26 protein-coding genes are annotated in these 21,621 nt (G+C 38.0%); 11 read left to right on the top strand and 15 right to left on the bottom strand.

Features of this window, described 5'->3' with window-relative positions; translation table 11 throughout:
• Positions 1-21: 21 nt before the first annotated feature.
• Positions 22-498 carry a hypothetical protein gene (locus AAHB15_RS26785; RefSeq protein ID WP_342043671.1) on the top strand — a complete coding sequence of 159 codons (477 nt, stop codon included), beginning with the start codon at positions 22-24 and terminating at the stop codon, positions 496-498.
• 36 nt (positions 499-534) lie between these two features.
• Here the strand turns inward: AAHB15_RS26785 and AAHB15_RS26780 are convergent, their stop codons facing one another.
• Both AAHB15_RS26780 and AAHB15_RS26775 read right to left on the bottom strand, forming a co-directional pair.
• On the bottom strand, positions 535-1,053 hold the full coding sequence (locus AAHB15_RS26780) for an HD domain-containing protein (protein ID WP_335572246.1): 519 nt from the start codon (positions 1,051-1,053) through the stop codon (positions 535-537).
• A 130-nt stretch (positions 1,054-1,183) separates the two neighbouring features.
• Entirely contained in the window at positions 1,184-3,139 is a 1,956-nt protein-coding gene (locus AAHB15_RS26775; protein WP_335572247.1) for an LTA synthase family protein, read from the bottom strand.
• Positions 3,140-3,663: 524 nt separating this feature from the next.
• Here AAHB15_RS26775 and AAHB15_RS26770 point away from each other — a divergent pair.
• Both AAHB15_RS26770 and AAHB15_RS26765 read left to right on the top strand, forming a co-directional pair.
• Positions 3,664-3,852, top strand: coding sequence for a hypothetical protein (locus AAHB15_RS26770; protein ID WP_342043670.1), 189 nt, complete (start codon positions 3,664-3,666; stop codon positions 3,850-3,852).
• A 72-nt stretch (positions 3,853-3,924) separates the two neighbouring features.
• The gene (locus AAHB15_RS26765; RefSeq protein WP_098529276.1) at positions 3,925-4,104 is read left to right on the top strand and encodes an H-type small acid-soluble spore protein; all 180 of its coding nucleotides are present in this window, start codon (positions 3,925-3,927) and stop codon (positions 4,102-4,104) included.
• 77 nt (positions 4,105-4,181) lie between these two features.
• Here AAHB15_RS26765 and AAHB15_RS26760 read toward each other — a convergent pair whose 3' ends face one another.
• The 3 genes from AAHB15_RS26760 to AAHB15_RS26750 form a co-directional block, all read right to left on the bottom strand.
• The gene (locus tag AAHB15_RS26760) at positions 4,182-4,343 is read right to left on the bottom strand and encodes a hypothetical protein (RefSeq protein WP_176541147.1); all 162 of its coding nucleotides are present in this window, start codon (positions 4,341-4,343) and stop codon (positions 4,182-4,184) included.
• A 92-nt stretch (positions 4,344-4,435) separates the two neighbouring features.
• On the bottom strand, positions 4,436-5,596 hold the full coding sequence (locus AAHB15_RS26755) for an acyl-CoA dehydrogenase family protein (protein ID WP_335572249.1): 1,161 nt from the start codon (positions 5,594-5,596) through the stop codon (positions 4,436-4,438).
• A 96-nt stretch (positions 5,597-5,692) separates the two neighbouring features.
• Positions 5,693-7,030: a TrkH family potassium uptake protein gene (locus AAHB15_RS26750; protein WP_335572250.1), complete on the bottom strand. Its 1,338-nt coding sequence runs from the start codon at positions 7,028-7,030 to the stop codon at positions 5,693-5,695.
• A gap of 263 nt (positions 7,031-7,293) precedes the next feature.
• On the opposite strand from AAHB15_RS26750, the gene AAHB15_RS26745 reads away from it, so the two are divergent.
• A complete protein-coding gene (locus AAHB15_RS26745) occupies positions 7,294-8,826 on the top strand; it encodes an MFS transporter (protein WP_342043669.1) in 1,533 nt (510 codons plus the stop codon).
• A gap of 201 nt (positions 8,827-9,027) precedes the next feature.
• Positions 9,028-10,329, top strand: coding sequence for an MFS transporter (locus AAHB15_RS26740; protein ID WP_342043668.1), 1,302 nt, complete (start codon positions 9,028-9,030; stop codon positions 10,327-10,329).
• 35 nt (positions 10,330-10,364) lie between these two features.
• Here the strand turns inward: AAHB15_RS26740 and AAHB15_RS26735 are convergent, their stop codons facing one another.
• From AAHB15_RS26735 to AAHB15_RS26720, 4 genes are all read right to left on the bottom strand, one after another.
• The gene (locus AAHB15_RS26735) at positions 10,365-11,240 is read right to left on the bottom strand and encodes a LysM peptidoglycan-binding domain-containing protein (RefSeq protein ID WP_335572253.1); all 876 of its coding nucleotides are present in this window, start codon (positions 11,238-11,240) and stop codon (positions 10,365-10,367) included.
• 199 nt (positions 11,241-11,439) lie between these two features.
• Entirely contained in the window at positions 11,440-12,522 is a 1,083-nt protein-coding gene (locus AAHB15_RS26730; protein WP_342043667.1) for a molybdopterin oxidoreductase family protein, read from the bottom strand.
• Positions 12,523-12,563: 41 nt separating this feature from the next.
• The gene (locus tag AAHB15_RS26725) at positions 12,564-13,430 is read right to left on the bottom strand and encodes a molybdopterin oxidoreductase family protein (protein WP_342043677.1); all 867 of its coding nucleotides are present in this window, start codon (positions 13,428-13,430) and stop codon (positions 12,564-12,566) included.
• 199 nt (positions 13,431-13,629) lie between these two features.
• Entirely contained in the window at positions 13,630-15,780 is a 2,151-nt protein-coding gene (locus tag AAHB15_RS26720) for a PAS domain S-box protein (RefSeq protein ID WP_335572255.1), read from the bottom strand.
• 293 nt (positions 15,781-16,073) lie between these two features.
• On the opposite strand from AAHB15_RS26720, the gene yhfH (AAHB15_RS26715) reads away from it, so the two are divergent.
• From yhfH (AAHB15_RS26715) to AAHB15_RS26700, 4 genes are all read left to right on the top strand, one after another.
• Complete coding sequence (gene yhfH, locus AAHB15_RS26715) at positions 16,074-16,208, top strand: protein YhfH (protein ID WP_098529294.1); 135 nt, start codon at positions 16,074-16,076, stop codon at positions 16,206-16,208.
• 113 nt (positions 16,209-16,321) lie between these two features.
• Positions 16,322-16,456, top strand: a complete 135-nt coding sequence (gene yhfH / locus AAHB15_RS26710; RefSeq protein ID WP_098529296.1) for a protein YhfH — start codon at positions 16,322-16,324, stop codon at positions 16,454-16,456.
• Positions 16,457-16,584: 128 nt separating this feature from the next.
• Positions 16,585-16,770, top strand: a complete 186-nt coding sequence (locus AAHB15_RS26705) for a hypothetical protein (RefSeq protein WP_335572256.1) — start codon at positions 16,585-16,587, stop codon at positions 16,768-16,770.
• A 16-nt stretch (positions 16,771-16,786) separates the two neighbouring features.
• Positions 16,787-17,038 carry a transcriptional regulator SplA domain-containing protein gene (locus tag AAHB15_RS26700; protein ID WP_335572257.1) on the top strand — a complete coding sequence of 84 codons (252 nt, stop codon included), beginning with the start codon at positions 16,787-16,789 and terminating at the stop codon, positions 17,036-17,038.
• A gap of 47 nt (positions 17,039-17,085) precedes the next feature.
• On the opposite strand, the gene AAHB15_RS26695 is transcribed toward AAHB15_RS26700, so the two are convergent.
• Positions 17,086-17,271 carry a cold-inducible protein YdjO-related protein gene (locus AAHB15_RS26695; protein WP_098529302.1) on the bottom strand — a complete coding sequence of 62 codons (186 nt, stop codon included), beginning with the start codon at positions 17,269-17,271 and terminating at the stop codon, positions 17,086-17,088.
• A gap of 90 nt (positions 17,272-17,361) precedes the next feature.
• Here AAHB15_RS26695 and AAHB15_RS26690 point away from each other — a divergent pair, with 90 nt between their 5' ends.
• Positions 17,362-17,499, top strand: coding sequence for a hypothetical protein (locus tag AAHB15_RS26690; RefSeq protein ID WP_335572258.1), 138 nt, complete (start codon positions 17,362-17,364; stop codon positions 17,497-17,499).
• 301 nt (positions 17,500-17,800) lie between these two features.
• Here the strand turns inward: AAHB15_RS26690 and AAHB15_RS26685 are convergent, their stop codons facing one another.
• The 5 genes from AAHB15_RS26685 to AAHB15_RS26665 form a co-directional block, all read right to left on the bottom strand.
• A complete protein-coding gene (locus AAHB15_RS26685) occupies positions 17,801-18,001 on the bottom strand; it encodes a cold-shock protein (RefSeq protein WP_042463323.1) in 201 nt (66 codons plus the stop codon).
• Between the two features lie 281 nt (positions 18,002-18,282).
• Positions 18,283-18,426 (bottom strand): DUF4181 domain-containing protein, encoded by a 144-nt coding sequence (locus AAHB15_RS26680; protein WP_335572259.1) that lies wholly within the window; start codon positions 18,424-18,426, stop codon positions 18,283-18,285.
• A 287-nt stretch (positions 18,427-18,713) separates the two neighbouring features.
• Positions 18,714-19,457 carry an SDR family oxidoreductase gene (locus AAHB15_RS26675; protein WP_342043666.1) on the bottom strand — a complete coding sequence of 248 codons (744 nt, stop codon included), beginning with the start codon at positions 19,455-19,457 and terminating at the stop codon, positions 18,714-18,716.
• Positions 19,458-19,505: 48 nt separating this feature from the next.
• Positions 19,506-19,808 carry a Dabb family protein gene (locus AAHB15_RS26670; protein ID WP_335572261.1) on the bottom strand — a complete coding sequence of 101 codons (303 nt, stop codon included), beginning with the start codon at positions 19,806-19,808 and terminating at the stop codon, positions 19,506-19,508.
• 34 nt (positions 19,809-19,842) lie between these two features.
• Positions 19,843-20,412: an NADPH-dependent FMN reductase gene (locus tag AAHB15_RS26665; protein WP_335572262.1), complete on the bottom strand. Its 570-nt coding sequence runs from the start codon at positions 20,410-20,412 to the stop codon at positions 19,843-19,845.
• Between the two features lie 195 nt (positions 20,413-20,607).
• Here AAHB15_RS26665 and AAHB15_RS26660 point away from each other — a divergent pair, with 195 nt between their 5' ends.
• Positions 20,608-21,480 (top strand): helix-turn-helix transcriptional regulator, encoded by an 873-nt coding sequence (locus tag AAHB15_RS26660; RefSeq protein ID WP_335572263.1) that lies wholly within the window; start codon positions 20,608-20,610, stop codon positions 21,478-21,480.
• Positions 21,481-21,621 lie beyond the last annotated feature (141 nt).

The raw sequence follows: 21,621 nt of genomic DNA, 5'->3' as shown, positions 1-21,621 counted from the left end.
GTTAAAAAGAAGGAGTTTTATATGCTGACATTTAATGAAAAACTAGCCATTATTGAATCTTACCCGGAATTAGAGAGGAAAGATGTTTCTCTAAAACGTGTTAATTTTCAGCTTCCAGAAAGTATTTCTGATAAAAAAAATATTGTTTATCATCTGCATCCGAATGGAAATGGCTTTGTTTATGCCGGTCACCTGGATCAATATGAAACAGATGAAAAGGGAATGGTCAATATCCGAGATTTTTCAGCAGAGCAGCTTCGGAGTATCTTAACTGAGTCCATTGCAGCCTTATCGCCCCTAGAAAAATCAACCAATGAGGAAGCCATTATTGGAGAATTACAGGAAGAGCGCTGGGTCGACGAAGAGGGCAACGTTCTCATTTTGCTTTATGAAAATGAAGTATGGAATATTTACTTTGGCTTAAACCTTGAAGAAAGCTTTGATACATACGAAGAAGCTATAGCTTTCATGCAAGAAGAAGGCTTTAAACAGGGATAAGCAAAAAGGCTGTGCTAATGGAAGCACAGCCTTTTTCTATTGATGATTATCTTCTTCATCAATCCACTTGTCTAAACGAATAATACTTTTTTTTGCACGTTCATATTCAATCGTCCGATAATGATGCATTCCACCTTCTTCTTCATCTTTTTCATCCGCCCATTTTACAACTTGCTGTAATGGTGTCCTTACAATATCATTTGAAGGCAAAAATGAGTCGGTATGAAATAGAATCGCAAGTGCAATCGTCTTGGCCTTAATTGGGTTTTCCCCAAGGCGGATCAATAGCTTATGCGCGCGTTCAGCGCCTTTTATTGGATGAATATCATTTTGTTTATACAAGTCATAATCCCATTTTCCGTTCTTATACCAAGTATAGTGTCCCATATCATGGAGAAGCCCTGCTTTAGCAGCAATATCAACATCAAGCTGATGTTCTTTGCTCAAATGAAAAGCATGGTATGCCACCGCAATCGCATGGGCAAGTCCTGAGCGGTTTAAATACTTTTGGGCAATGCGGTGTTCAAATATATCCAATAAAGTTACGTCTCTCATGCGATCCACTCCTGACTGTTCGTCAATGTATTTCACTTATTATATGCTAACCTGTCCAAATTGGCTAATCCTTTATTTTAGTTCCATTTAAATAATAAAAAAGAGAAGGACAAAGTCCCTCTCTCAATAATTAATTGTCTTCAGTTGTTTTTGTTGTTTTTCCCTTTGGTCCTAAATACTCATAGTCATTAGGATTAATTGGGGTATATCCTTCAGGCTTATAGAATCTTAATAAGTCTTTATAGACAATTTCATCTGACATCTGCAATTCTGTTTTTACTTTTTCATCAATGCTCTTACATGGGGTATTATCCGTTAATTCTTCAGTTGTCTCATATCCGTAACATTTTTCATTGATTTGAATGCCGTCCGATGATACAAAGTCACCATTTCTAAACAACGCCCAATTACGATGATCTTTAGAAAGTAAGTCAGAACCAAATTCCATATAATCCTTTGTATCAGTACCTAATAAATGAAGGACAGTTGGACGGACATCCACTTCGCCCCCAATTTGATGCTGAACTCCACCTTTTACACCAGGCACGTGAATAAATAAAGGTACACGCTGTAATTTTGCATTAATGGCTGGTGTAATTTCATCCACACCTAATACTTTCGCCATTGCTTCATTATGGTTTTCAGAGATACCGTAATGATCTCCATACATAACAATTACTGTATTATCGTACAATCCACTAGCTTTTAAGTCATTAAAGAACTGTTCAAATGCCTGGTCCATATAATGGGCAGATTGGAAATACTGGTTAACAACCGAATCACCATAATCACCAGCTGGAAAATCTGTATCCTCTGGATCCATTTCAAATGGGAAGTGGTTAGATAACGAAATGAACTTTGTATAGAATGGCTGCTTTAAGCCTTGCAACAAAGGCATAGATTCTTTAAAAAATGGTTTATCTTTCATTCCATAGTTTTTGGTATTTTCGTCCGTCATGTTATAGTATTCAGCATCGTAAAACTGATCATATCCAAAAGCTTTATAGATAACATTTCTGTTCCAGAATGTTTTATAGTTTCCATGGAAAACAGCAGATGTATATCCTTGTCCTTTTAGAATTGAAGGCATCGCCTGGTAAGTATTTTGTGCTTTATTAACGAAAACGGCCCCTTGTGCCATAGGGTATAAGGAATTCTCCATTAAGAATTCCGCATCAGATGTTTTACCTTGCCCTGTTTGATGGTAGAAATTATCAAAATAGAAAGTACTACCATCATGTGCCAATGAATTCAAAAATGGTGTTACCTCTTGTCCGTTTGGCATCTTATAATCAATCATAAAGCTTTGGAAGGACTCCATTGAAATATAAAGTACGTTCATTCCTTTTGCCTTACCAAAGTAAACCGGATTTGGAGCAGCGTAGTTTGCTTTACGATAGTTTTCTACATCCGTGATATCACTGCTGTCAGCTAATGCCCGCTGACTAGAAGATTTAATATTTTGAATTACATCATAAATCGTAAAGTTGTATGCACCTAGGTATTTAACTAAGTAGTTGCGATCAAAAGAACGTGTTAATAATTGTGGACGATCCTTTTCCGCTAACCCCAGGTTAAAAAGAAACGTAGTGATTGCAAACAATAAAACCATTTTATAAGACTTTCTATTCGTTACTGTCACTTTTTTGAAAACAGTTAACGCCAAAACAATTAAAATGATTGTATCAAGAAAGTATAAAATATCAAATGGAGAAATTAGAGATAGTGCACTATCCCCCAATTGTCCAGCATTTGTTTTTGTCTGCATTAATACTGGTACCGTAATAAAGTCATTAAAAAATCGATAATACGCGATATTAGCGTACAACAAGAATGATAAAAAGAAGTTGATAATAATCATGACTAGCTTGGTACGTCTCTTAAAGAGCAAGGCTAAACCAAGAAAAAAAAGCGCTGAACTTAAAGGATTGATCAGCAGCAAAAATTTCTGCAGATTATTATCAATTCCTAAGTTAAATTCAATTTGATAGGCCGCATATGTTTTGATCCAGAATAATAAAACGGCAATTACAAAGAATGAAATATGGCTGTTATTTAATGTTTTAGGTAATCTAATTTTATTCATTACATAATTCTCCTCTCACTTACCAATAAGCTCCGGTAAACGAACCTCAATTACTATACCACACTTTTTTTAAAAATTAAAACATAAAATATGCCATTTTATGTATGATTTATTAATACCGTACAGGTTATTTTTACTTATTTTTCAACATTTCTCGACAACCTGTCCTTCTGATTAAATTCTCCTTTATCATATGACCGTTTTATGTAGGACATGACTGTTTTATTCTCAAATATATAAGACGATGTCCATGGTGTTTTGGTTTCACATTCATAAAAATTGTTTTTTTATGTGCCTAATATTTGATCTTCCCCAAAGTGTTACCTCACTTTATTTCACCTATCATAAACCCGAACGAATCAGGGAGGCAATAAGAATATAGACTTATCTTTTACGGATTGGATATCGAATAATTATATAATTATTGGTAAGCATAAGCACGATGGAAGTTATAAATCAAACTTTCCTGAGACTCTTTTTATTATCATTATGATTAACTATTGAAGGAATAAGGGAGTGAGTTTATGCCTAGAAAGAGGCCGGAGTTTACAAAAAGCTCGTATTTTGTTGATGAGCCTGGAAATTGGCATTTAAAACCTGGTGCACCAAAGGAAATGCAAGTGGAACTTGAGAACTATCTTAGCAGCCTAGAGAATTTACATGAAGATGGGACAATTAACGGCAACCAAATTGATATCTATTCCACTCATTAATATATAATAAAAGAAAACGGTTACAATATATTTGTACCTAAATTACCATCATAGAATTCAGGAGTGAAAAAAATGAATGTTAATCGAGTAAAGCAAATTCTATCGTCTTCTGCTGATATTGAAGTTAAATATAACGGAACTTCCGTTTGGATTGATCAGTTAAATGAAGACGGAAGAACAGCCACTGTACATTTACGGGGACCGCTTGAAGAACGATCAATTGTTGAGATTCATGAATTAATGGAAGATTAATCAGATTGCCATCTTTTCGCTGAAAAGATGGTCTTTATTTTTACTGAATAAAAAAGAGCAGGACAATTCCTGCTCTATTAGACCATGTCTTCATTTTCTTTTTCAATCTCACTAGGCTGGGGCTGTTCATTTTGTACTATACTCCCAAGGACTTCCCGATTGTATTTACCAGCGTCTTTGCCAGCTCCGGGAGCAATATTTGCCATTGGGAGCTGCTCTAATTCTTTACCTCTTGGCATTCTTCCTCACTCCTTTATCTTAAGATACCCATAGATATAAATAAATAAGCATCTATTAGTAATCTCTAAAGTTCTTGTCGAATGCCGTAGAGTTATAAATTATTTTGATGGATAAAAATGCTTCCCTTAGCCAAAAGCTCAATGGTCATATCATCCATTGGAGGATTATGCAAGCCTGCCCGGACATCGCGATAATATCGTTGAAGTGGGTTTTGGAGGGATAAACTTTTTGCTCCCACTATTCTCATCGCTAAATCCACAATTGAAATTGCCGCATTCGTGACCGTTAACTTAACAGCCCCTAGTGACGGAAGCATCATTTCCCGCTCATTTTCTGCAGCGGAATCCCATTGTTTTGCAATGGAGTATAAAAAAGACTCCGCCTGCATTATTTTTAGTTCCATTTCACCAATCTTTTGCCTTACGTTGGGTAAATCAATAATAGTACCATTGATACTGTTTGGAGAATATTCGCTTGCAAATTGAACCGCATACCTTTGGGCTGCCTTGGCAATTCCAAGATAACAGGCAGGAATATGAAGCAGCCATCCGTTAGCCTTTCTGCCTTTTGCATTTGGCATTTCAACAAGATATTCTTCAGGAATGATCACCTTCTCAAGGATTAAATCATGACTTCCCGTTCCTCGTAAAGCGATACTATCCCAGGTTTCTTCAATTTTTACTCCCTTGGTTTCTCTTGGGATTAAAAAGTTGGCCATTTCATTGGTTTCCTTTATTGTTGCATTGACAATAAAATAATCCAATACAGGTGCCATGGTAGTAAAGGTTTTTCTGCCTGTAATCACCCAGCCCTGGTCTGTTTTTACTGCGTTAGTTTCTGGTCTTCCTCCCCGTGTTGGACTGCCTGTTTTAGGCTCAGTTTGTGCGCTGTTAATCAATGCACCATTGTTTACTTTTTCACACAAAAACTTAAATAATGATTCACCCCATGATCTTTTCTCATGGAGATTCATGATAATCCCCATATGCCAGCCAATAGAAAGCGCAGTAGCCCCATCACCTTCTGCAATCATTTCCTGCAGGCGAACTAGTTCATATAAGGAAATCTCCTTGCCCCCATATCTTGAGGGAACTGTTAAGGTGGTATAACCTGTATTTTTCAAATCTTCAATATTGTCAAAAGGAAAGGCCCCCTCTATGTCCACTTGATGCGCTCTTTTTAAAAACTTTTTTGCAAGAGATTTCATTAGTTCTAGTCGACCTTCAAAGGTTTCAATTTGTGGAAAGTTCATTATATTCACTCCAATCTGTATCTCTAATGTTTAAATTTTATCATAACCATAGCAAAAAAGACTCCTGTTTGGTTTAACAGGAGTCTTACGAAATCATTATCCAATCATAATTTTACCTTTAGGATAGCGGAACGGGTCAGGGTTTCTCCGCATAGTCACGGCAAATGCAATCGTTAAAGGCCCCACCCTTCCGGCAAACATGGTCAACATAATCAAGATCTTGCCAATATCTGATAATTCAGGTGTTAATCCCATTGAAAGCCCCACAGTTGCAAAGGCAGACGTCACCTCAAAAAGAATGGCTAAAAATTCATGTCCTTTTTCAGAAATAGTTAATACAAGTGTCATGAACATCACGAGAAACAGTCCACTAAATGTTACCGTTAAAGCTTTGTATATAGTTTCATATTCAATACGCTGACGGTAAAAAATAACATCCTCTTTCCCGCGAATTTGTGACCAAACTGCCCCTAGTAATGTGGTAAAGGTAGTCGTTTTTATCCCGCCTCCCGTTGATCCAGGCGAAGCACCGATAAACATCAGCAAAATAATTAATAATAAGCTGGATTGAGTTAAATCCCCGATACTTAATGTATTGGCACCTGCCGTTCTAGCTGTGACAGATTGAAACAAGGAACCTAGGATTTTTCCTGTCAGGGATAATGGCTTTAATGTCAGGTGATTGGAATACTCTAATAAAAAAATGCCGATAGTTCCAACAATGACTAAAATAGCACTTGTTAAAAGGACAATTTTTGTATGCAGTGAAACGCGTTTAATAGCTCGATATTCATATAGTTCATTCATGACAATGAAACCAATTCCACCCAAAATAATTAGTAAACAAACGGTTAGGGTTACAGTTGGGTCCTCCACATAGCCTGTTAAACTATGAAATTCCCCCATTAAATCAAATCCTGCATTATTAAAGTTGGAAATGGAATGAAAAATACCAAAATAAATAGCTTTTCTAAGCGGCATATCGAAGGAAAAACGAATCGTTAATATAAGCGCTCCAATAAATTCAATCACACCCGTAAAAATAATAATCCTTCTAGCAAGCCTGACAATTCCTTCCATCGAAAGATTATTTAAAGATTCCTGCAGTAGTATTCTTTCCTTTAAAGAGATTTTTTTTCCTAATAAAAAGGCAAAAAAAGTTGCGAATGTCATAAAGCCAAGGCCTCCAACTTGAATCAATGACAAAATAACAATTTGACCAAATATTGTAAAGGTTGTACCCGTATCCACTACAACAAGACCTGTGACGCAAGTTGCTGATGTAGCAGTGAACAATGCATTTAAAAAAGACAGACCATGTCCATTTGTAGTTGCAGCAGGAAGCGTTAATAAAATGGCCCCTATTAAAATAATAGAAGCAAATCCAACAACAAGGATTTTAGGAGGATCAAGAAAATACTTTTTTTGTTCCATTTTATATCCTTCCTAACCGATTTATTATTTTTGAAGAAAAATTTACTTCATTTAAATTATGGTAATAGTAAAACACCTATTACAGGAAAAATATACAACTACAATTAATATATGTAAATATATTTATCTGGCAGTGTCGAACCTCACTGTATTCTCTCTAATTGTTGTTTATAATACTTAGGGAAATCAAAGGAATTTAGCTAATAAATGGTCAAAACACTCGTTCAAAATTAGGATAAAACGGCTTTACAGGGAGGAAGACAATGAAAAAAGGTAAAGGACAATTATTTATTCAAACAAGTAGTTTAATTGCAGGGTTTATGGTTTGGGTATTAATTTCTTCTCTAATGCCATTTATTAAGGAAGATATTCATCTAACAACAACTGAAATTGCCTGGGCAACGGCAGTACCCGTTATCCTTGGGTCCCTATTAAGGGTTCCAATAGGCTATTGGACAAACAGATATGGGGCCAGAATTTTATTTAGTATAAGCTTTATCTTCCTTCTTTTTCCCATTATCATCATCAGGTATTCGAGCAACATTCAAATGTTGATCATTGGTGGGTTATTGCTGGGGCTCGGCGGTGCAGTTTTTTCTATTGGCGTTACTTCTTTGCCAAAATATTACGAAAAAACCAAACATGGATTTATTAATGGAATATATGGAGCTGGAAATATAGGAACAGCAATAACTGCTTTTTTAGCTCCTGTTCTTGCCAATGCTTTTGGATGGAGATCTACAGTAAACCTTTTTCTTTTTTTAATGCTTCTATTTGCCATTTTAAACTTTTTATTTGGTGATAAACAAGAACGAAAAATAACCCACTCCTTATCAGAGCAATTAAATGGAATTTATAAAAATCCAAAACTATGGGTATTAAGCATATTCTATTTTGTCACATTTGGTTCATTTGTTGCTTTTACAATCTATTTACCATCTTTCTTAGTAAATCAATTTGAATTAGATAAAATTGATGCTGGAATACGAACCTCTGGTTTTATTGTGCTTGCAACCTTGTTCCGTCCAGTAGGGGGATGGCTTGGTGATAAAATTAATCCCTTTTTAATACTAATGGCTGTTTTCTTTAGCTTAACTCTTGCAGGTTTTTTGTTATCATTTACACCATCATTGCCTATTTACTCATTTGGATGCTTGTTAGTCGCCTTCTTTGCTGGGTTAGGAAACGGGGCAATCTTTAAGCTGGTCCCCTTATACTTTTTCAAGCAAGCAGGAATTGTCAACGGGATAGTTTCAGCCATGGGTGGTCTAGGGGGTTTTTTCCCGCCGCTTATTCTCACCATTTTCTTTAATTTGACTGGGCACTATGCGATTGGATTTATGTCTCTTTCTGAATTTTCTTTAGCTAGTCTTGTGATCGCAATTTGGCTATATTACCAAGAAAGATTAGAGCTTTCTCAGAAAATAGTTAATCATGCCATTGATGGTATTTGTATAACAGACGTAAATGGAATCATTCAAAATGTAAATCCTGCCTTTTCAAGAATAACTGGTTATAGTTTAAAGGAAGTAATCGGAAAAACGCCAAGTGTACTTCAATCAGGTGAGCATACCAATGAATTTTATCAAGCAATGTGGAAAAGTTTACTTACAAATGGATATTGGGAAGGCTTTATATGGAATAAGCGCAAAAATAATGATATATACAAAGAATGGCTTACAATTACCGCAATTAAAGATGATTCTGGAGATGTCAAAAACTATGTAGGCATGTTTTATGAAGTGAAAGAGCAATTCAACGAGAAACATATTTATACAAGAAATCCTCATGTTTGAGGATTTTTTTTATTTTTCATCTTAGCTTTAACCAAGCTTAATTATTACAACTTTTTGTCTAATAGCAGGTGTTCACATTTCCTTCACTATTTTTGTGACGTTCGTCACAAATTTCAAGTTGGCATGTAGTTTATAGTAAAAACACAAGCAAGCCAATGCTGAAAATAAATAAATACACTAACCATTAAGGGGGAAAATCACATGGCCCGAATTAATTACTGGAATCCAGAAGATGAAAAGTTCTGGAAAGCCGAAGGAAAAAAACACGCAAATAGAAATTTATGGATCTCTGTACCATCACTTATGTTGGCCTTTATTGTTTGGCAAATTTGGTCCGTTGTTGCCGTTAGACTCAATGACGTTGGCTTTCATTTTTCAGAAGAGCAATTATTAACACTTGCCGCTATTCCTGGACTTGTGGGCGCAACACTTCGTTTCATTTATACTTTTGCAGTAGGATTTTTTGGAGGAAAGAACTGGACCGTTATCTCTACTGCCGTACTTGCAATCCCAGCAATAGGAATTGGTTTTGCTGTTCAAAATCCGGACACACCGTATACAATTATGTTATTACTCGCTGCATTATGTGGTCTTGGCGGGGGTAACTTTTCATCATCATCCGCTAATATTAGCTTCTTCTATCCAAAAAAAGAAAAAGGTACAGCTCTTGGAATTAACGGTGGTCTTGGAAACATGGGAGTATCAGTGGTCCAATTTGTTACACCATTAATTATTACATCAGGAACTATTGCTTTCGTTGGCGGCAAACAAGTTTTAGCAACTGGTCAAACCGTATGGTTACAAAATGCAGCGTTTATCTGGGTAATTCCAATTATCATCATGACCATTCTTGCTATTTTTAAAATGGATAACGTACCAGGTGCAAAACAAACGGCGGCAGATCAATTTGTTATCGTTAAACGTAAACACACATGGATAATGACCGCTTTATATGTAGCTACATTTGGTTCATTTATTGGTTACTCTGCTGCATTTCCGCTTCTTTTGAGATCACAATTTCCTGAACATCTTTCACTCGCCTTCCTTGGTGCATTAGTTGCAGCAGCTGCTAGACCTGTTGGCGGCTGGATGGCCGATAAGCTTGGAGGAGCAAAAGTGACAGCCTATGTATTAGTCATTATGGGGATTGGTGCAGTTGGTGTTATTTACTTCTTAAATGGAAAGCAATTTAATGGATTCCTGTTCTCTTTCTTAATTCTTTTCCTAGCATCAGGTATTGGGTCTGGTTCAACATTCCAAATGATACCAACCATTTTTATTCCAAAAGAAGCAGCACCTGTTATCGGGTTCTCAGCAGCCTTTGCCGCATATGGATCATTTTTTATTCCAAAACTTTTCGGATGGTCTATTAATTCAACAGGAACTTATGTCACTGCATTCTACTTCTTTATTGGATTCTATGTCATCTCATTTATACTAAACTGGTTCTTCTATCAAAGAAAAGCCTCTGTTACAAGTTCTGTAGTAAAACAAGCTAGTTAATTAAACACAAAAAAACTGCCTAGTTGGCAGTTTTTTTAATCTATTATTTTAACCGTAATGTGTTTATTGCCCCATTCTAGAGCCCCGTGCTCTGTCGGGATAAAAACATCGATTCTATTTCCTTTTATAGCACCGCCTGTATCTGCGGCAGTAGCCACTCCGTAACCTTCTACATATACTTTACTTCCAAGTGGAATAACTTTTGGGTCAACGGCAATTACTTTAGCATCAGGATTGGCCTTCAGATCTACCCCTGTTGCTGTAGTTCCTGAACAACCTTCACATGAAGCTGTATAAGCTGTGGCCTTTACCGTGATTTCTTTGCTGTTATTCTCTTCACTGCTATCTGTTTTCACTGAATTCGCAGCTGTTTTAGCCGGCTGAGAAACTGGTGCTGGCTTAACAGGCTCAGCAGCCGGAACTGGTTCCGTAATGGTGGTGGTCGTCGGTTCGGCTGCTGTTACCACTGATTTTGCAACAGGTTTTTCTAAATTATTTGTAACAGGATTTTCCTCCTTAAGATCTGTTGCATCAGCATTTTTAACACTATCCGTTACCTTATCATAAATAATGAGAGTTAAGCCTGGATGAATGAGGTCTGTATTTAATTTATTCCATTGTTTAATCTGGTTAACTTGCACTTGATATTTTAACGCAATATCACCTAATGTATCATCCTGTTGTACGGTATATTGTTTTTCCGTTGCAATTGTTAATACATCTCCTGGATGAATCAGGTCAGTAGAAAGGTGATTCCAGGTTTTAATTTTATCTACAGATGTATTATGTACCTGTGATATCCCCCAAAGGGTATCTCCATCTTGAACAGTTATTTCTTCGGCATGTACATTAGCGCCTACAGTCCCTGAGAGTGCAGCAACTGCTAGGAATGCTTTTATTTTTTTGATCATTTCTATATCCTCCCATGTTCTTCGCTACTAACTGTTCTCATCATAACATGTTTTTATCCGAGAAAAAGAACAGGGGGATGTTAATTGGTTTACAAGAATGGCAATTATATTACAATAGCATTTCTGAGTAACTAAATATTCAGAATAATATTATACTAAAAAAGTGCAGCGGAGCCGCTGCACTTTTTTGGGAATGATCTTAAGACACCTTTGTTATAGCAACAGCACAAGCTTTGTATTCGGCAGTGCCTGAGATGGGGTCATATTCATTCAATGTTAATACGTTAGTTGGTGTTTCACTCCAATGGAAGCTCATAAATACAAGTCCAGGAACCACTTGTTCAGTAATTTTCACCTTTACTTGAAGCTCCCCTCGGCGGGAAGTAACCTGTACCACCTCGCCATCCTGTATCCCAAGGGAGCGGGCATCTTCGGGATGGATATCAATCGTTTCTTCTGTTTGTTTTACTTTAACTCCAGCTGCATAGAAGCGGGTCTGCGAATGGGTATTATAAGATTCATAACGCCTGCCTGTTGTTAACAAAAATGGATATTCCGGATCCGGCAATTCTAATGGTTCAGTATAATCAACTGGAACGAATCGTGATTTTTTTATATCAGAATTCTGTTTATGGAACCGTTCATGCATAATGAAAGTTCCTGGATGATTTTCATCGGGACAAGGATAGTGAATACTATATTCTTCTTCTAGACGGTCATAGGTTATACCACCATACATCTCCCAGGCAAGCTTTCTTACCTCATTCCAGATTTCCTTACTATTATGATAATGCATCGGATAACCCATTAATGTCGCAAGGTCACAAAGAATTTCCCAATCTTCTTTGGTATTAGGATGTGGTTCAACAGCCTTACGAACCCGCTGAATTCTACGATCTGTATTGGTATAGGTTCCATCCACCTCACCCCAAGAACGAGCTGGAAGAACTACATCGGCCAATTGGGCCGTTTCTGTTAAGAAAATATCCTGGACAATTAGTAAATCAAGCTTTTCAAATAATGTTTTCGTATGATTCATATGAACATCAGCTAAAAGCGGATTCTCACCAATTACATAAAGAGCTTTTAACTCACCCATCTCTAAACGGTCAAAAGTTCGTGTTTGCGTATCACCTGGGTATGGGTTCAGTTTAATCCCCCACTCCTTTTCATAGCGGGCACGAAATTCATTATTCGCTAAGCTCATCCCTCCGGCGAGTTGATTAGGAAGACAGCCCATATCACCCGCTCCTTGGACGTTATTCTGCCCTCTCAGCGGCATAATCCCTGTTCCTTGTTTACCGATGTTCCCAGTTAATAGAGCTAAATTCGGATATCAAAAACATTATTTACACCGCAATGATGCTCTGTAATACCTAGTGTATAGGCTATCATAAAGCCGCTGGACGTCGCATACTCTCTGGCAGTTGTTACAATATCATCAGCGGAAAGACCAGTAATCATAGCAGCATACTCAGGTGTATAAGGTTCTACCTGACTTTCTAACCGATCAAAATCAACCGTAAATTTCTTAATAAACTCGGCATTGTATAGACCTTCTTTTAAGATAACTCGTATGAAAGCATTTATAAGAGCTATATCTGTACCTACATTAATCTGTAAATGCCGGTGAGCCACTTTAACCATATCAATTCTCCGGGGATCAATGACAAAGATTTTTAGTCCCGTTTTTACAGCATTTTTCATGCGGTTCGCAATAATAGGATGGGCTTCAGTCGTATTTGAGCCCATTAACAGCAGCACTTCTGCACGATCAAAATCTTCAAGGGTATTGGTTGGGGAACCGCTTCCAAAAATAGTTGCCAGACCGGCAACACTAGGTGCATGTCACGTTCGGTTACAGCCATCAATATTGTTGCTGTTGATAACCGTCCGCATAAATTTTTGCGTTACATAATTAGATTCATTAGTACTGCGCGCACATGCAAACATACTGATGGCATTAGGTCCCCAGGTAGTTTTTATCTCCGATAATTTGCTCGCAATATATTGATAAGCCTCTTCCCATGTCGCTTCTATTAATTTTCCAGCTTTACGAATAAGTGGTGAGTTTAATCGACTTTTGGCGTTCACATATTCATACGCAAATGCTCCTTTTACGCACGTTTGTCCTTTATTTACCGGTGCTTCCTTATCTCCGCGGATTTTGATTATTTTGTTATCCGCCACTTCTAAGACAAGACCACAGCCTGTTCCACAGTAACCACAAATGGTTTTTATCAATTTTGTATCTGACACTCAGGTCCCCTCCCATAGAATCATAAAACCTATATATTCATCATAATCGATTTCATACATTTGTAGATTCAAAATTATTAAAGTTTTAGGAACTTTTATGATAATAAAAAAAACGAGAGTAACTCTCGTCCTAGGCAATTTTTGCAGGTAATAAAATATTAAACGTTGTTCCCTTATTTGGTTCACTTTCGACAAACACTTTTCCATTATGACTCTCAATGATTTTAAAACTTACCATTAAACCTAGACCGTTTCCATTTTTCTTCGTTGTGAAAAATGGTTCTCCCAGTTTCTTTAATTTTTCTTTTGGAATTCCAACACCTGAATCCTGGATAGAGATTTGAACATTATTATCATGAATGACAGTTTTCACATTCAATTCTCCGCCATTTGGCATGGCCTCAATTCCATTTTTAATAAAGTTAAGAAAAACTTGCTTTAACCGGTTTTCATCACATTCAATTTGGATAATCTCTTGATTGCAGTCAAATGACAAGCGGACATTTTTTTTCCTAGCTTCAAATTCCAGCAAAGAAACAACATTCCGAATCACTGGAACAACATTTTTTTCCTCTAATTCAACCGCTTTAGGTTTCGCTAGTACCATAAAATCCTCCACAATGGTATTAACCCGCTCAATTTCATCCAGAATAATATTTAAAAATTCCATCCGTTCTGGATCCTTTTCGTCTAACTGTAAGAACTCAGCATACCCTTTCATGGACGTTAACGGATTACGGATTTCATGAGCAACACCTGCCGCCAATTGTCCTACTGCAGCAAGCTTATCCTGACGGTGGAGGACTTCTTCTGTTTTCTTTCGTTCGGTGATGTCGTTACGAATGGCTAAATACTGATATGGTTTGCCCTGTTCATTTAAAAACGGAACGATAGTTGTGTCAACCCAATAATAAGTCCCATCCTTCGCTTTATTTCTTAATTCGCCCTTCCATACTTTACCAGAACCGATTGTTTTCCATAAGTTCTTGAAAAATTCCTTGGAGTGATAGCCAGAATTAAGGATTCGGTGATCCTGCCCTAGAATTTCATTACGATTGTACTTAGAAATTTCACAAAACTTATCATTTACACTAGTGATTTTCCCTTTGGCATCTGTAAAGGCTACTATAGACGATTGATCTAAAGCAAATTTTATATCAACATTCTCTTTAATCATTTCTTTTAGATGTTCTTCAGCCTTTTTCCTGTTAGAGATATCAGACCGAATAGCAACATATTGGACAGGCTTCCCTTTGTAGTTCAAAAAAGGAACGATGGTCGTGTCAACCCAATAAAAAGAACCATCCTTGGCTTTGTTGCGAATCTCACCACGCCATATCGTGCCTGCCTGAATGGTTTGCCATAAATTTCGGAAGAATTCTTTTGAATGATAGCCTGAATTAAGGATTCGATGATTTTTTCCGATAATTTCCTCTTTTTTATATTTGGAAATTTCTTCGAATTTATCGTTAACAAAAGTAATAATACCTTTAGGGTCCGTAATAGCTACAATTGTCGAGGCATCGAGGGCTGCTGTGATATCCTTTAAGTTCGTATCAGTTGTTGCTAATTGCTTGCTTATCAACATACTTGAAATGATCAAGCCGCCAATAATTAATACTGAAACAAACAATACCAAATAAATAAAGAACGGACTGTCTGCTTGATCTTTAGATATCGCCCCGCTGGTCGTAATAGCAGCTCTTTTTAATAAAAAGTGTCCTTCCGCTATGGCTACTGTTATGATAATTGCACTTATCGGTTTTAACCAAACTTGATTCCCTTGGGAATAGGTCGAAGAAAAAAGAATCCACATTGAAAATAAAAAGGAGCCAAATATTAACAATCCTGAAAAAATCATAAGGCCGATATTATAGTCTATATTTACATTCATTGCATATAAACCAATAACCTGAATGGCGATTACAGCAAGGGTTAAAAATAAGCTGCCAATTAGTAAGTGAAATATGTTAATCGTTTTTCCAAAAAACCAAAGAAACGCCATCCCAGTAAATGCGATCCCGATAAAAATAGAAAGAATCGTGAGAGGTATATGATAACTGGTAAAGCGATTCGTGTCCGCCGAAATTAATGCCATAAAGTTCATTACCCATATCCCAATCCCCATCGATAAGGTCCCGCCAAGAAACAACAGTCTTTTATTTTGATTTGACGATCTTATCAAGATAAACATATCTAGTGCTGTATATGATGCCATAATTGTTAAACCAATGGCGATAATAATAAAGTATGGATGAAAAATTCCTAGCATTGCCCCCATTAAACTGCATCCCTCCAATGTCTACAAGGTATTTCTACTATGATTGTAATGTAAATTAAATAGGTATGGAAGTGATATTTTTGAAACATGCCTTTATTTTATCCTCGGGTTATCTCCCTCATTATAAATGAAACTAAAGGAAAGCATAAATAGAATTTCGGGACAAAAGTCTTATTTTTTTAGAAAGGATAAATTTTTCTAAAAAAAGTCTACACAAAAAGGAGTTTTTTGTTTATACTGTACTATAACAAGAGGATGTTTAATAAACTGTATTAATAAAGGAGGGGTTATACATGTTAATGAGTCCAGTTGAATTTTTCCGCAGCTTACCAAAAAAGGAATGCCCAGAGTGTGGTCAACATATGGAGGAACAAGCTGAGAGTTATCTAATGGAATGTGACCGCTGTTTATCTAAAAGAGAAGAGTAGTTCACAGTAATATTCCATCTTTCAAAAGCCAACAAAAGTTTATTTTTTTTATTTATACTGTACTACAACAAAAGCGAATACAATAAACTGTATTATTCGAGGAGGGGTTTTAAATGTTAATGAGTCCAGTTGAATTTTTCCGCAGCTTACCAAAAAAGGAATGTCCAGAGTGTGGTCAACATATGGATGAACAGGCTGAAAGCTACTTAATGGAATGTGATCACTGCTTATCAAAAAAAGAAGAGTAACACAAAGGCCCTCCATTCTATATGGAGGGTTTTTATTTTATAGACAATATATTCCGCTTAGGAAAAAATTAGGAAGGCATAAACCAATTTCTCTATGTGAAACCTTTTACTATAAGGAGATGATACTGATGGCTAAGAAGAAAGATTATTTGACACCTGCAGATGAACAACCGCTAGTGACCATCGATAACGGCTCAGTTTTCCCCAATAAAAAAAATTCACCGGGAGATTCAGTCAACGAGCACAAGGCACTTGAAGAAGCTAATATGATTATAACTGGGGATGAGATAAGACAGCAAAACGAAAATTTGTAAAGGATGGTTATTCAATATGAGTATAATTGATTTAGAAACTGCCAAACCCGGGGATGAAGTATATGTCATCTACCGTAATCCGCATGTTCCTTCTGTAGCAAATGTTCAACCGGCAGAGATTGTTCAGCACCCGAAAGACCCAAATGCCTTAGCATTATTTCTTAATGAAACATTTCATGTCATTGAGGATGATGATGCAATATTCACATCCTCAGAATCTGCCAAGAGAGCATATGAAGAACATTTTTTTGATTTCGTTGAAGAATAAAAGACTGTCCACTACAGTGACAGTCTTTTTATAAATAGAATATTTATTTAGATTTTTGGAAGCTCTCTTATTTCTTGTAACATTTGGTTGCCGCACATTGGACATAGCAAATCGTCTGCGACAAAATCCTTTCTCATCCAGCCGATACAAGCATCATCCGAGCAAGAGTAAACCTCAGTATCAACAAGTATGGTTTCAATCTCTTCTTCTTTAGCCCTTTTACCGTAAAAAATGGGAACCGCCTCCTTTTTTTACTAGTATGGACAAAAATGTTACTTTTCATTTCCACAAAAAATTTCTTTAGAGATTGGAGTGAAATTCAGATGTCATTTGAACAGAAACGGTATAGCAAAGTCGGTACGGATATTGAAGAAGTAAAACGGCTGAATAGTCAATCCGGCTTAAGCTATAATGAAGTAAAACTCCTTCTTGCCCAACAATATGCAAATCAAAAAAAATAGGCCTTTGTCTTATTAACTAAGGACTACAGGCTGTACAATTCTAAAAACAAGATGTCTCAAAATAGGTTGTAACAAATGCATTCGTTAGACGAATTACACCAATAAAGATGGACAATTTTAGACAATCTCTTAATAAGCACTTTAAAATGTTTAATCAAAGGTAATTAGGAGAATTCGTGAAAATATGTTACACTTTGTTTACCATTTGCCCTACTCATTCGTGAGTGGGGCTTCTTGTTATTAAAAGAAGAAATAAAAAAAACAGACTCTATAAAGAGCCTGCTTTAGTTTGTTCTTATTATTAAGCTTTACGCACGTTAGCCGCTTGAGCTCCACGTTGACCTTGCTCAACGTCAAAAGTAACTGTTTGACCTTCGTCTAAAGATTTGAAACCTTCGCCTTGGATAGCTGAGAAATGAACGAATACGTCTTCTCCGCCTTCACGCTCGATAAATCCGAAACCTTTTTCTGCGTTAAACCATTTTACTTTACCTTGTTCCATTTTGTTTCCTCCTGCTGTGTGCTTTGCACACAATGTGTTACTATCCTTGCACTCAGTGATCATCAAGACGAAAAGTTAATCTTATACTATCCTTTACACCGATCAAAAATAATTCTTCTAAAGTTTAACATTTTTTAAAAATATTTGCAAGAAGACATAAACACAACCATTTTTGTCACTCATAAATTATTACAACAAGTTTGGATTCTTATGTTGTTCTTTTCAAGTTCAAGTATAGCACCCATTTGTTTAAGTGTAATTTTTCACAATATCTTATCTGTTCACAAACTACTCAAGCCCATTAATTGAATGAAATAACCTATATTATACATAATAATTACACTTAATATTAGAAAAATGAGTGTGGTAACAAATTGTTTTGAGTTCTTCAGGTACTTCCACTCCAGAATAGACTGAAAACTCAATAATAAAATTAATGAATTAGGAGGGATTAATCTGTATTATTTCTATTTTAATATTTAATTACAATATTAAACTATCCTACCCGTTAATTGAACGACTCAACGTGCGGCCAGCCTCATCAGTTCGAGTTTACTACTAATCGCTATTCCTAGACTCAAGTTTGCACTTTCCTATGCCGTTTTCGGGAAATTAAGGTTTATCGTTTACTCAACCGGCCAGCTTCTAATTCCTTTCATACCCGCTTTTGAAGCTATTATGCTGCGGATTCGGTTTTCATTATTCCTTATTTCTAAATAAATCCACCATTCGCGCGGATTGTTTGTCCTGTCACCCACTGCGACTCTTCGCTCGCAAGAAAACGGACGACTGCTGCGATGTCCTCGGCTTTCCCAAGACGCCCGAACGCGTTCATGTTGGCAAGCCCTTGGATTTGTTCCTGCGTTTTACCAACCGTGAAAAGCACGGTATTGACAGGGCCCGGCGCTACTGCATTAATCGTGATTCCTTTCTTTCCAAGCTCCTTCGCCAATTGACGCGAAAACTGTTCCACCGCTCCTTTGGAGCCAGCGTACAAACTGTAGGCTGGGAACATCTGCCCCGCCACAGAAGTGGAGAAGTTGATGATGCGGCCGTTCGGACTTACATGCTTGGCCGCAAGTTGACTTGAAAAATATGTTCCTTTCACATTAATCGAGAATAGCCTGTCATAGTCCGCTTCCGTGATCTCGACAATCGGTTTGGTAATAATGATCCCCGCGTTATTGACAACAATATCAAGCTTTCCAAAGGCCGTAAGCGATTCTTTATATATTCTCTCCAGCTCGCTCAAGCGGCTGATATCGGCTTGGACCGCCACCGCTTCTCCGCCGTTTTTTTTAATGGACTGTACGACCTCGGTGGCTTGCTCCGAACTGCTCGCAAAATTTACGACCACCTTCGCGCCATGTTGTGCCAAATCTTCGGCTATCCTCTTGCCGATTCCTCTGGATGCGCCAGTGATTAAAGCGACTTTTCCGGCAAGCTTCTTTACCATTCTAGCCATCTCCTTTTGCGGATTCTAAAAAACGATAATGGGATGCGTTCATGCAAACGGGTAGTCCACGACAACGATCCCTTCCACTAATGGGCCGATTCGCTGTAACAAATTCTGATGCAGCGGATGTTGAATATAATCCCGGCAAGCCTGCCGATTCGTAAAGGTTACCCGAATGCCTAACGTATAACCCTGCTTATGCTCCACTTCTTCCGAGACGTTAATTCCGGCGCTAAGGTCTACAATGCCCGGAATTGTATCCTTGAATGCATGGGCGTACTCCACCGCTTCTTCTTGTTCGTCGATTGTAACGTTAGGCCCCAGTTTTAATAATACGATATGTTCATACATATTCCTTTCCTCCTTGGTTCTTGTTTGAGTATGTTCATTTTGCGTCTTGCAGCCCTTTCAGTCGGGATTGCTCCTTCATCCATTTCACGAAGTTTTCCGCTACGAGATCAAGATACTGAATGGTAGGTTCGTCCGTCAACTCACCCTTTCCATCAAACTTTTCATGAACCAAGCCAATGTACACTTCATTTCCCGGCAGAAGTGGTGAGGAAATGCCCGACGCGAACAGAATATCGCGCAGATGGCTCTGCCCTTTTACCGAACCCAGCATCCCCATGGAAGACCCTATGATCCATGAGGGCTTCCCAATCATGACTCGATCCACGCGGGATAACCAATCAATCGCATTCACCATCACGCCGGGAATTGTCGAATTATACTCTGGGGTTACCCATAATACCGCATCTGCTGCTGCAACCTTCGCCTTAAAATCGATAACCGATTGCGGTGGAGCAGCCTCAATATCCTGGTCATAAAAGGGGAGCTCCCGAATGTTTAACACCTCCAACTGGAAAAAGTGCTTGTAACGTTTTTGAATGTAGCGGGCCAACTTCATATTATACGATTCCTTACGAATACTTCCGACAATTGCTGCTACTTTCATTTTCATCACCTCAATTATTTTGGTTTGAATGGACATGAACAGGTTCAAACTCTATCCTCTGCCCCTTTCTATTCTTGCTTCATCCCGAAGGATGATATAATCTAGTGTATACGGACCCGACAAAGCCAGGAAGAGATCTGGTTATCGTAGGATTGGGAATCCTACTTTCATCATTCGATAGGAGGCATGGTAATCATGTCGATCAAGCTGGATCGTTATGAGGAATTAGCCCGTTTTTTGCGCATCCGCCGGGAACGGATTACCCCTAAGCAAGTGGGATTGCCGGAGTCCGGACGCAGACGCACGCCTGGACTTCGCCGCGGCGAGGTTGCCTTGTTGGCGGACGTGGGATTGGATTGGTATACCTATTTGGAACAAGGCCGCCATATCAACGTATCTACTGAGGTCCTTGAGCGAATAGCCGTTGCGCTTAGGCTTGATGAATCGGAACGCAGGCATCTGTTTTTTCTTGCACGCAAACAACTCCCCTTAGTAGAAACGAAGGTATCTACTCAGGTGAGCCGGGCGCTTCAAAGTTTTTTGGATAGCCAAAACACTTCCCCGGCGAATGTCATGGATGCACGCATGAACATCATTGCCTGGAATGCTGCCTACTGCGCATTGAACGGGGATCTCGCCATCTTGTCGGACAAAGAGCGAAATTTTGTTTGGATGACCTTTACTTCTCCCCGTTTTCGCTACATCAAGGGAGACCAATGGGAACTGCATGCGCGCCGGATAGCCGCTAAATTCCATGCAGGGTATGCGCGTCACGTTGACGACCCTTGGTGGTCTGAACAGTTCAATGCGCTGTGTCAAGCCAGCCCTGAATTCCAGGAATTTTGGGAGTCTCATGAGATTCTCGACGCCATTGATGCCCCAAAGGCGCTTCGTTGTCCGAATCTCGGGATCTTAAATTTCGATCTTGTTTCGTTTCAATATTTGGAGGATCCAAGCTTGACTGTTTCCATCCACGTCCCCCATCCGGACGGCACGGTGGAAAAAATGCAGCGGTTGTTAAGCGATTACCAGCACCATCATTCGGGATCATTTGCTTCTTCAACTTAAAGAGCGACTAACAAAAGGATACTCAATATATGGGCGCTTAATGTTTGGTTTTATTAGCGTAATCTGCCCGATATAGTTCAACGCCCAGCAGTACATTGTGTAGATCTTTGATAAGCAGAAAGAGACCCACAGCAACGTGGA

Source organism: Bacillus sp. OTU2372, from assembly GCF_038440275.1.
GTDB lineage: Bacteria > Bacillota > Bacilli > Bacillales > Cytobacillaceae > Neobacillus > Neobacillus bataviensis_B.
The sequence above is the reverse complement of the archived record's forward strand: the minus strand, read 5'-3'. Positions and strand labels throughout refer to the sequence as shown.

Coding starts and splice junctions, on each gene's coding strand:
- AAHB15_RS26670 (WP_335572261.1), bottom strand. CDS start 19,808: ATGTATGAACATATCGTATTATTAAAACTGGGGCCTAACGTTACAATC.
- AAHB15_RS26700 (WP_335572257.1), top strand. CDS start 16,787: ATGAGTATAATTGATTTAGAAACTGCCAAACCCGGGGATGAAGTATAT.
- AAHB15_RS26685 (WP_042463323.1), bottom strand. CDS start 18,001: ATGGAACAAGGTAAAGTAAAATGGTTTAACGCAGAAAAAGGTTTCGGA.
- AAHB15_RS26765 (WP_098529276.1), top strand. CDS start 3,925: ATGAATGTTAATCGAGTAAAGCAAATTCTATCGTCTTCTGCTGATATT.
- AAHB15_RS26660 (WP_335572263.1), top strand. CDS start 20,608: ATGTCGATCAAGCTGGATCGTTATGAGGAATTAGCCCGTTTTTTGCGC.
- AAHB15_RS26705 (WP_335572256.1), top strand. CDS start 16,585: ATGGCTAAGAAGAAAGATTATTTGACACCTGCAGATGAACAACCGCTA.
- AAHB15_RS26740 (WP_342043668.1), top strand. CDS start 9,028: ATGGCCCGAATTAATTACTGGAATCCAGAAGATGAAAAGTTCTGGAAA.
- AAHB15_RS26770 (WP_342043670.1), top strand. CDS start 3,664: ATGCCTAGAAAGAGGCCGGAGTTTACAAAAAGCTCGTATTTTGTTGAT.
- yhfH (WP_098529296.1), top strand. CDS start 16,322: ATGTTAATGAGTCCAGTTGAATTTTTCCGCAGCTTACCAAAAAAGGAA.
- AAHB15_RS26675 (WP_342043666.1), bottom strand. CDS start 19,457: ATGGTAAAGAAGCTTGCCGGAAAAGTCGCTTTAATCACTGGCGCATCC.
- AAHB15_RS26750 (WP_335572250.1), bottom strand. CDS start 7,030: ATGGAACAAAAAAAGTATTTTCTTGATCCTCCTAAAATCCTTGTTGTT.
- AAHB15_RS26760 (WP_176541147.1), bottom strand. CDS start 4,343: ATGCCAAGAGGTAAAGAATTAGAGCAGCTCCCAATGGCAAATATTGCT.
- AAHB15_RS26735 (WP_335572253.1), bottom strand. CDS start 11,240: ATGATCAAAAAAATAAAAGCATTCCTAGCAGTTGCTGCACTCTCAGGG.
- AAHB15_RS26720 (WP_335572255.1), bottom strand. CDS start 15,780: ATGGGGGCAATGCTAGGAATTTTTCATCCATACTTTATTATTATCGCC.
- AAHB15_RS26745 (WP_342043669.1), top strand. CDS start 7,294: ATGAAAAAAGGTAAAGGACAATTATTTATTCAAACAAGTAGTTTAATT.
- AAHB15_RS26665 (WP_335572262.1), bottom strand. CDS start 20,412: ATGAAAGTAGCAGCAATTGTCGGAAGTATTCGTAAGGAATCGTATAAT.
- yhfH (WP_098529294.1), top strand. CDS start 16,074: ATGTTAATGAGTCCAGTTGAATTTTTCCGCAGCTTACCAAAAAAGGAA.
- AAHB15_RS26785 (WP_342043671.1), top strand. CDS start 22: ATGCTGACATTTAATGAAAAACTAGCCATTATTGAATCTTACCCGGAA.
- AAHB15_RS26755 (WP_335572249.1), bottom strand. CDS start 5,596: ATGAACTTTCCACAAATTGAAACCTTTGAAGGTCGACTAGAACTAATG.
- AAHB15_RS26780 (WP_335572246.1), bottom strand. CDS start 1,053: ATGAGAGACGTAACTTTATTGGATATATTTGAACACCGCATTGCCCAA.
- AAHB15_RS26690 (WP_335572258.1), top strand. CDS start 17,362: ATGTCATTTGAACAGAAACGGTATAGCAAAGTCGGTACGGATATTGAA.
- AAHB15_RS26730 (WP_342043667.1), bottom strand. CDS start 12,522: ATGCCGCTGAGAGGGCAGAATAACGTCCAAGGAGCGGGTGATATGGGC.
- AAHB15_RS26775 (WP_335572247.1), bottom strand. CDS start 3,139: ATGAATAAAATTAGATTACCTAAAACATTAAATAACAGCCATATTTCA.